Origin of the sequence: Actinophytocola sp. (assembly GCF_049647105.1) — a bacterium.
Taxonomy (GTDB): Bacteria; Actinomycetota; Actinomycetes; order Mycobacteriales; family Pseudonocardiaceae; genus Actinophytocola.
The window spans coordinates 24,670-33,043 of sequence record NZ_JBARWZ010000019.1; the positions used below are offsets into that span (position 1 = coordinate 24,670).

At 70.8% G+C, this 8,374-nt stretch carries 10 protein-coding genes; 6 read left to right on the plus strand and 4 right to left on the minus strand.

Going from position 1 to position 8,374, the window contains the following annotated elements:
- Genes WBA97_RS02830 through WBA97_RS02855 form a run of 6 tightly spaced genes read left to right on the plus strand, consistent with a single transcriptional unit; the run spans position 1 to position 5,074 of the window.
- Positions 1-876, plus strand: a complete 876-nt coding sequence (locus WBA97_RS02830) for a branched-chain amino acid ABC transporter permease (protein ID WP_424229064.1) — start codon at positions 1-3, stop codon at positions 874-876.
- Positions 860-1,621 carry an ABC transporter ATP-binding protein gene (locus WBA97_RS02835; RefSeq protein ID WP_424229065.1) on the plus strand — a complete coding sequence of 254 codons (762 nt, stop codon included), beginning with the start codon at positions 860-862 and terminating at the stop codon, positions 1,619-1,621. Before WBA97_RS02830 ends, WBA97_RS02835 begins: the two co-directional genes overlap by 17 nt.
- 55 nt (positions 1,622-1,676) lie before the next feature.
- A complete protein-coding gene (locus WBA97_RS02840) occupies positions 1,677-2,396 on the plus strand; it encodes an ABC transporter ATP-binding protein (protein ID WP_424229075.1) in 720 nt (239 codons plus the stop codon).
- Entirely contained in the window at positions 2,393-3,157 is a 765-nt protein-coding gene (locus tag WBA97_RS02845) for an SDR family NAD(P)-dependent oxidoreductase (RefSeq protein WP_424229066.1), read from the plus strand. The genes WBA97_RS02840 and WBA97_RS02845 overlap by 4 nt, the downstream gene beginning before the upstream one ends.
- Positions 3,158-3,191: 34 nt before the next feature.
- Positions 3,192-4,346, plus strand: coding sequence for a serine aminopeptidase domain-containing protein (locus tag WBA97_RS02850; RefSeq protein WP_424229067.1), 1,155 nt, complete (start codon positions 3,192-3,194; stop codon positions 4,344-4,346).
- A complete protein-coding gene (locus WBA97_RS02855; protein ID WP_424229068.1) occupies positions 4,343-5,074 on the plus strand; it encodes a hypothetical protein in 732 nt (243 codons plus the stop codon). Before WBA97_RS02850 ends, WBA97_RS02855 begins: the two co-directional genes overlap by 4 nt.
- A gap of 277 nt (positions 5,075-5,351) precedes the next feature.
- On the opposite strand, the gene WBA97_RS02860 is transcribed toward WBA97_RS02855, so the two are convergent.
- The 4 genes from WBA97_RS02860 to WBA97_RS02875 all read right to left on the minus strand — a co-directional run.
- Complete coding sequence (locus WBA97_RS02860; RefSeq protein ID WP_424229069.1) at positions 5,352-5,921, minus strand: carboxymuconolactone decarboxylase family protein; 570 nt, start codon at positions 5,919-5,921, stop codon at positions 5,352-5,354.
- Positions 5,914-6,786 (minus strand): NAD(P)-dependent oxidoreductase, encoded by an 873-nt coding sequence (locus WBA97_RS02865; protein WP_424229070.1) that lies wholly within the window; start codon positions 6,784-6,786, stop codon positions 5,914-5,916. The genes WBA97_RS02860 and WBA97_RS02865 overlap by 8 nt, the downstream gene beginning before the upstream one ends.
- Positions 6,783-7,973, minus strand: a complete 1,191-nt coding sequence (eno, locus tag WBA97_RS02870) for a phosphopyruvate hydratase (protein WP_424229071.1) — start codon at positions 7,971-7,973, stop codon at positions 6,783-6,785. The genes WBA97_RS02865 and eno overlap by 4 nt, the downstream gene beginning before the upstream one ends.
- On the minus strand, positions 7,943-8,374 hold a 432-nt coding region (locus WBA97_RS02875; RefSeq protein WP_424229072.1), incomplete at its 5' end, for a phosphotransferase family protein. The genes eno and WBA97_RS02875, both read right to left, overlap by 31 nt.

Consider the following 8,374-nt stretch of genomic DNA (forward strand, 5'->3'; position numbering starts at 1 on the left):
ATGTCCACCTACACCGAGTCGATCCTGTTGCAGGTCGGTATCAACGTGTTGCTGGCCCTCGGGTACTGGATCGCCGTCTCCACCGGCAAGTACTCCTTCGGGCACGCCGCGTTCATGGCGATCGGCGCCTACACCGCGTCGATCCTCACGATGAACGTCAACTGGCCGCTACCGGCCGCGATGCTCGCCGCCGCGGTCACCGCCGCGGTGGCAGGCGCGATCATCGGCTGGATGGCGCTGCGGTTGTCGATGCTGTACCTCGCGATCATCACCTTCGTCTTCGCCCAGCTCGTCGACGTGCTGCTGTCCGAATGGGACTACGTCGGCGGAGCCAGCGGCATGATCGGCATGAGCGGGACGACGGTGCCGATCGTCGCCGTCTGCGTCGTGGTCGTCGTCGCGTACCTGGTGTTGCTCACCCGGTCCCGGCTCGGCCTGGCCTATTCCGCGATCCGTGAGGACGAGCAGGCCGCGATGGCCTCCGGCCTGAAGATCACGCTGATCGCCGTCGGCGCGTTCGCGACGTCGGCGGCGGTGACCGGCGTCGCGGGCGCCCTCGCCGCGCACCAGCTGATGATCATCACGCCGGAGCTGTTCGGCCCGCAGCAGGCGTTGCTGATCATTCTCTACTGCGTTTTCGGTGGCACCCAGTACTTCTGGGGAGCGGCGCTCGGCGCGATCGCGCTCAGCCTGCTGCCGATCTACTTCGACTGGCTCAGCGACTGGTACATGATCGTCTACGGCCTGTTGTTCGTCGCGCTCATGATCGTCCGGCCACAGGGTCTCATCGGCAGGGCGGCCGTCGGCTCCAACCGGCGCCTGCCGATGTGGCCGAGGGGCGCAGACAAGGAACGGGAGCGTGAGACCGTTGCCTGAGCCACTGCTCCGGGTCGCCGGGATCAGCAAGCACTTCCAGGGCGTCGAGGCCCTCGGCGAGGTGGACCTCGAGCTGCACGAGGGCACCATCCACGGCGTGGTCGGTCCGAACGGTGCGGGCAAGACGACGCTGCTCAACGTGATCTCCGGCTATGTCGCGCCGAACGCGGGCAGCGTCAGCCTCGACGCCGCCGACATCACCGGGCTCACCCCGCAGCAGCGGGTGCCGCTCGGGGTGGTCCGGACCTTCCAGAACATCAGGCTCTTCGGCGGGCTGTCGGTCCAGGACAACCTGCTGATCGGTCAGCACAGCAGGGCACACACCGGGGTGGCGTCGCTGTGGCCGCTGCGCACCGGCGCCGAGCGCGGGCTGCGGCTCGAGGTCCGGGAGGCCCTCGAGCTCTTCGACCTCATGCCCTACCGCAAGCGGCGGGCCGCCGAGCTCCCTTACGGCCTGCAGAAGCAACTGGAGATGGCGCGGGCGCTCGCCGCGCGGCCCCGGGTGCTGCTGCTCGACGAGCCGGCGGCAGGCATGACGACCGACGGCAGGCACGCGCTCGTCCCCCGGATCAGGGAGCTGCGGGACCGGGGGATGAGCGTGATCGTCGTCGAGCACGACATGGACGTGATCGCGAAGGTGTGCGACCACGTCACCGTGCTCAACTTCGGCCGCAGGCTCATCGACGGCTCACCGGAGCAAGTGTTGACGAGCGACGAGGTGAGGACGGCATACCTTGGCACATGAGACCCAGAGCCTGACCGGCAGCGACGTGGCCGCCACGCCCTCGCAGGAGCGCACGCTGCTCGAGGTCAGCGGGCTGCGGGCCGGTTACGGCCGCATCGTGGGGGTCGACGACGTCAGCCTGTCGGTCAAGGCCGGCGAGCTCGTCGCGCTGCTCGGCGCGAACGGCGCGGGCAAGAGCACCATCCTGCGTGCCCTCTCCGGAATGATCACGCCGTGGTCGGGCAGTGTCGTACTCGACGGCACGAAGGTCACCGGCATGCGCAGCGACGCGCTCGTGCGGGCCGGGCTCGTGCACGTCCCCGAGGGCAGGCGGGTGCTGCCAAGGCTCACCGTCGAGGAGAACCTGCGGCTCGGCGCGTTCTCCCGCAAGGACAAGCACGGCATCGGCGCGACGATGGAAGAGGTGTTCGAGCGCTTCGGGCATCTCGCCAAGCGCAGGCACCAGAAGGCGGGCACGCTCTCCGGCGGTGAGCAACAGATGCTGGTGATCGGCAGGGCACTCATGGCCAAGCCCAAGCTGCTGCTGCTCGACGAACCGTCACTCGGCCTCTCGCCCCGGCTCGTGCAGGAGGTGTTCGACCTCATCCGCGGCCTGGCGGCGGACGGGCAGACCGTGCTCCTCGTCGAGCAGAACGTGGTGCAGGGCCTCAAGGTCGCGGACCGGGGCTACGTGCTCACCACGGGTCGCGTCACCAGCACCGGGACCGCGGCGCAGCTGCTCGCCGACCCGTCTCTCGTACGCAGCTACCTCGGTGGACAGGAGGACCCCACATGACAGACCGCGCACGTTTCACCGGCTCCTCGGTGATCGTCACCGGCGCCGCGTCCGGCATCGGAAGGGAGACCGCGATCCGCTTCGCGGCGGAGGGCGCCAAGGTGACGGTCGCCGACATCGACGAGGCTGGCGCGCGGGCCACGGTCGACGCGATCGAGGCGGCGGGCCACACCGCCCGCGTCTCGGTCACCGACGTGTCGAGCACCGAGGCCGTCAGGTCCATGGTGGACGGTGCGGTCGCCACCTACGGCAGGCTCGACGTGCTGCACAACAACGCCTACTGGGCGCCGATCAACCGCACGGTCACCGACACCTCCGACGAGGAGTGGGAGCGCACGATCGCGATCACCCTCAAGAGCGTGTTCCTCGGCTGCAAGTTCGGCATCGAGGCGATGCTCGGCAATGGCGGTGGGACGATCGTCAACACCGCGTCGACGGCGGGGCTCGTCGCGTCGCCGTCGTTCGCCGCCTACATGGCCGCCAAGGGCGGCGTGATCGCGCTGACCCGCTCGGTCGCGTTCGACTACGGCAAGCAGGGCATCCGCTGCAACGCGGTCGCGCCGGGCCTCACCAGGACCGCGGCGACCGACCCGGTGTTCGCCGACCAGGACCGGCTCGACTTCCTCACCGCCAAGCTCCTGCTCGGCCGCGCGGGCGAGCCGGTCGACATCGCGATGGCCGTGCTGTTCCTCGCGAGCGCCGAGTCCGGCTTCATGACCGGGCAGACGATGGTCGTCGACGGTGGCAGGCTCATCGCCTGATGAGTCCACAAGAGACAATGATTGGCGGTACGGGGTGACCACTCCCACCAACGGGGTCGAGCTGCTCGGCATCCCCATGGCCGCGGCGAACGGCCGGATCGACGTCTACTCCGGCGTTTCCCGCATGGCCGGGAAGGTGTGGGGCTCGCTGCACAGGGCGGCGACCCCGTCGAGGACCGTCGTGGTCGTCGTGCACCCCGCGTCGAACTTCCTCGGTCACTACCTGCTGGCGCCGCTGGCCGAGCGGGGCGTGGACGCGGTCGGCCTGACGACACGCTACATCGGCAACGACAGCACGCTGCTGATGGAGAACTGCGTGCTCGACATCGGCGCGGCCATCAAGTTCCTGCGCGACCGGGGCTACGAGAGGATCATCCTGGTCGGTAACTCCGGCGGTGGCGGGTTGACGGCGTTCTACCAGAGTCAGGCGGAGTCGCCGACGATCACGCACACCCCGGCAGGCGACCCGCCGGACCTGACCACCGCGACGCTGCCCCCGGTCGACGCGCTGGTCGAGCTGATGGCCCATCCCGGCCGCGCGATCGTCTACACGGAGTGGCTGGACCCGGCGATCGTCGACGAGCACGACCCGAGCAGGCGCGACGCCGAGCTTGACCTCTTCGACGAGCGCAACGGTCCGCCCTACTCGGCGGAGTTCCTGACCCGCTACCGAGCGGCGCAGGTCGCGCGAAACCGGCGGATCACCGCGTGGGTACGGGAGAAGCTCGCGGAGCTGGCGAAGGACCAGGACGGCGTGCAGGATCTGCCGTTCGTCGTGCACGGCACCGGTGCCGACCCGAGGTTCACCGACCTCACCATCGAACCGACCGACCGCGAGGCGGGGACGATGTGGGGACCGGCGGCACACGCGAACCTGATGCCCGCATCGCTCGGTCACCTGTGCAGCCTGCGGTCGTGGCTGTCCCAGTGGAGCATCGACGACACCAACTGCGACGGTCCGTTCCACCTGACCCGCACGAGCGTGCCGACGCTGGTGATGTACGGGACGGCCGACCAGGTCTGCTTTCCCAGCCACGCCATCTCGCTCTACGACGCGGTTCCGCACGCCGACAAGGAGCTCGTCGCCGTGCGGGGCGGCACGCACTACCTGTCCGGCCAACCCGAACTGATGACGCAGGTGGCCGACACCATCCTTTCGTGGCTCGAGTCGACGGGAGTACGGGCATGAAGCTGCACGCGGATTTCGCCGAGCTGAGGGTCGACCCGGGCGAACAGCACATCACCGACCGGCACGAGCTGTTCAACCTGGTCAACCTCATCGAGTTCGGGGGCGCGGCCGACCGCCCGACCCACATGCCAGCCGATCTCGGTGGCACCGGACAGGTCGTGTTCTGGGAGTCGACCGGCGCGGCCGACCAGCTCCCGTTCTGGAACACCAACTTCGACGGCGACTGCTACCTCTACATCGTGGCGGGCAGTGTGCGGGTGGAGTTCAAGGAAACCGAGGGCGACAAGCACTACGGGCACCTGATCGCCCGTACCGGTGATCTCTTCTGCCTGCCGCGCGACATCGCCCATCGAACCTTCTCCGGCGACGGCAAACGCCGGATCACGCTGGAGATCATGCCGCGCAACGAGTTCTGGGCCGGTATCGGCCGGCATCCGGTCGACGCGGACCCGAGCGCGGCGGTCGGGGGCTTCTCCTTCGCCTACGACGGTGACGACGCGGTGGTGACGTGGCCGTCGGGTTCCCTGCGGACGCCAAGGCACTTCTTCGTGCGCGGGGTCCGGGCGATGGTCGCCTACGAGATGCACCTCGGGATGAACGAGTTCGAGAACGGGTTCACGGTGCGCGACCTCGGCGACCGCGTTGAGCTGACGGCGCCCGGGCACGCCGAGACCCTCGGCGGACGCGAGGTACTGGCCGTCTTCAAGGGACTGCTCGACGCGGCCTGAGCCGCGCCGAGGTGGGGCGTTGGGCCTGGTTGTGTTTGCCTCGCCGGGTTGCCTCCGGCGGCTCCTCGCCGGAGGGGCAGGTCTCCGGGATGGCAGGGAGCCCCTTGTGGCGGGCTTGCGCCGCTCGGCGGCGTCCCCGTCAGGGGTGGTGGACTGGCGCGATGTCCCGAAAGCGTCTTTGAGGGCGTTGAACGTCCCGAAAGCGGCTTTCGTGCCACCAACCATGCCCCGCCACGCAGGCAGACCAACCGGTGGAGCGTCCCGAAAAGTGCCCTTCCTAGGTGCCCGGTACCTCGGCGACGTGGAGCAACCGGGCCAGGAGCTGGTAGTAGCCGATCAGCATGACGAGTTCGGCGACCACCCGTGGGCCCACGTCCACCGCCGCGGTGCGCACCGCCGCCAGGTCGGGAGCCGGGTCGAGCAGTGCGGCGCACAGCGCGAGCACCTGGCGCTCCCGCTCGTCGGCCAGTTCCGGGATCGCACCGGCCGAGAGCGCGTCGAGCGCGTCGTCCGGGATGCCGGTGGCCGCCGCCAGCCTGCGGTGGGCGAACACCTCGTACGGGCAGCGGGCCCGCCCGGCGACCAGCATGGTCGCGAGCTCCCGTTCCCGGTCCGACAGTGACAGCCCGAACCGGATCCGCGCACCCACCGCCTGCACGGCGTCGCCGAGCTCCGGTGCGAACAGCAGGCCGTTGAACGGCCCGGCCAGCCTGCCATCGGCGTCGACCACCGGGACCGTCGCCGCCGCGCCTGCCCGCGGGCCACCGGCGATCCGGTCGTAGAGTGCCCGCTGCGCCTCGTCCAGCGTCGCGGGGTCGAGCAGGGGCAGTACCGGATGGTCAGCCATTCGTCGTCCTCGTCAGTTCGGCGATCACACTGCGCGTCGCCCGCTCGCGGAGCTCGTGCAGCGACCCCTCCGAGTAGAACGCGACATGTGGGCTCAGCACCACGTCGGGCCTGCGCAGGATCGGGTGGTCCAGGGGGAGCGGTTCGGCCGGGTAGACGTCGAGTCCGAGCCCGGACAGGCGGCCGTCGTCAAGGGCGGCCAGCGCCGCGTCGAGGTCGAGCAGACCGCCTCGGCCGCAGTTCACCACGACCGCACCCGGCCGCACCGCGTCGAACACCGCCCCGCCGACGCTGCCCGCCGTCGACTCGTCGAGCGGCAGGTGCACCATCACGATGTCGGCGCCTGCGGGGGAGTCGGTGACCTCGACGCCGAACGCACGCCACCGGTGGCCGACCTCCCTGCCGATCGCACCTCTGCCGAGCACCGCGACCCTGCTGCCCGCGAGGCGGCGTACCGGCAGCGCGGGCAGGATGCCCCACCCGCCCGCGCGGGTGGCCGCGTCGTAGCCGGGCAGCCGTCGCCACAGTGTCAGCGCCAGCGCCATGGCGTGCGTCGCGACCTCGTCGACGCAGTAGCCGGTCACCCTGGTCACCGGGATGCCCCTGGCACTCGCCCGTTCGACGTCGATGTTGTCGAGGCCGACCCCGAGCCGGGCGATCACCCGGAGCCGGGGCGCCGCGTCGATCACCGCCCGCGTCACCGGCGCGAAGCAGGTGATGATCGCGTCGGCCTCTGGCACCGCCGCGGCGAGCACCCGCTCGTCGTGCGAGCCGACCAGCCGCACGTCGATCCCGGCCGCCGCGCACAGTGCCGACTCCACGTCGACGTCGCCCCACGCGACGTCGGTGATGACGGCGAGGGTCATCCCGGCCAGCCCGCGTAGGGGAGCCGGTCGACGGTCTCGAGGCGCAGCAGCCGGTTGTACTTGGCGAGCCGCTCCGAGCGGTGCACGGACCCGACCTTGATCTGGCCTGCGTTCCACCCGGTGGCGAGGTCGGCGATCGTGTCGTCCTCGGTGTCGCCGGACCGTGCCGAGACGACCGTGCGGAAACCGGCCGCACGGGCGGCCAGCAGTGCCGCCCGCGCGCCGGTGAGCGTGCCGATCTGGTTCGGCTTCACCAGTACGGCGTTCGCCGCGCCGTACTTCGCGCCGGTGGCGACCCGCTCCGCGTCGGTGGCGAACAGGTCGTCGCCGACCACCTGCCGGGGCGCGAGCCGCGTGGTCGCGTCGGCCCAGCCCGTCCAGTCGTTGTCCCCGAGCGGGTCCTCGACCGACACGATCGGATAGTCGGCACACCAGCGGGTCAGCGTCGTGAGCAACGCCTCAGGGTCGGGCACCTGCGTGGCCGCGACGTCGATGGCGATGCCGACCGGCAACCCGGTGTCGGCGATCGCCGAGGCCAGCAGCGCGAGCGGGCGTTCGTCGTCACCACCGGGCAGTGCGAGACCGCCCTCGTCGGCGACCAGCCGCGACCACAGCCTGCCGTGCTCGGCTTCGACCAGCTCGGCCGCCCGCCGCCGCACCCGCCACACGTGCTCGATGGCCTCGGCGAACGTCGTCGCGCCGGTCGGGATCGCGAGGTAGTCCTGGACCGTGCCGCCGCCTTCCGCGTGCCGGCCGCCGGAGAAGATGTTGACCATCGGGCAGGGCAGCGACACCGGGCCGCCGTCGGCGAGGTAGCGCCAGAACGGCACCCCCGCGGCCACCGCGCCTGCCTTCGCGGCCGCCGTCGACACCCCGAGCGTCACGTTCGACGGACCGGTGAGCACCTCGTCCACCTCGTCGACCGGCCAGCCGACGACGGCGTCGGCGATCTCGCCCTCGATCATGGCCACCGCGGCGCGCACCCCGAGGCCCGCGTAGCGGTCGCCGCCGTCGCGCAGGTCGGCGACCTCGAACTGGCCGGTCGACGCACCGGTCGGGACCAGCGCGGCCGCGCTCGCTCCCGACCCGACGGTGACGAGACAGCCGACGGTCGGGTGTCCCCGCGAGTCGAGGCACTCCCACGCGCGGACAGCGGTCACACGGACGGCGGTAGCACGGACGGCCATGGCAGCGGTCCTCCCTCGCGCACGAGCGCGGTCCCCAGCGTGCGCACCTGCGCGCGCCGCTGTTCGTCGAGATAGGGCAGTGGCGACAGTCCGTCCACTCTGGCCAGCAGGGTCGCGCCGAGCACCCTGGCGAGCCAGTCGTCGTCGACCGGGCCGTAGGTGCCGGCGAACAGTGCGCACGCGGCGCGCAGCTCCTCGGTGCGTGCCGGCAGGTGTACCGACTTGGCGACCAGGTGGGTGAGCAGGAACGCGAGGTCGAACACCGGGTCACCCGCGCAGGCGACCTCCCAGTCGAGCACCGTGACGTCCGGGTCGGATCCGCCGCGGCGCACGAGGATGTTCTTGGGGGAGTAGTCGCCGTGGATGAGGTGCGTCGTGGTCGAGCGCAGCCGCTCGACCAC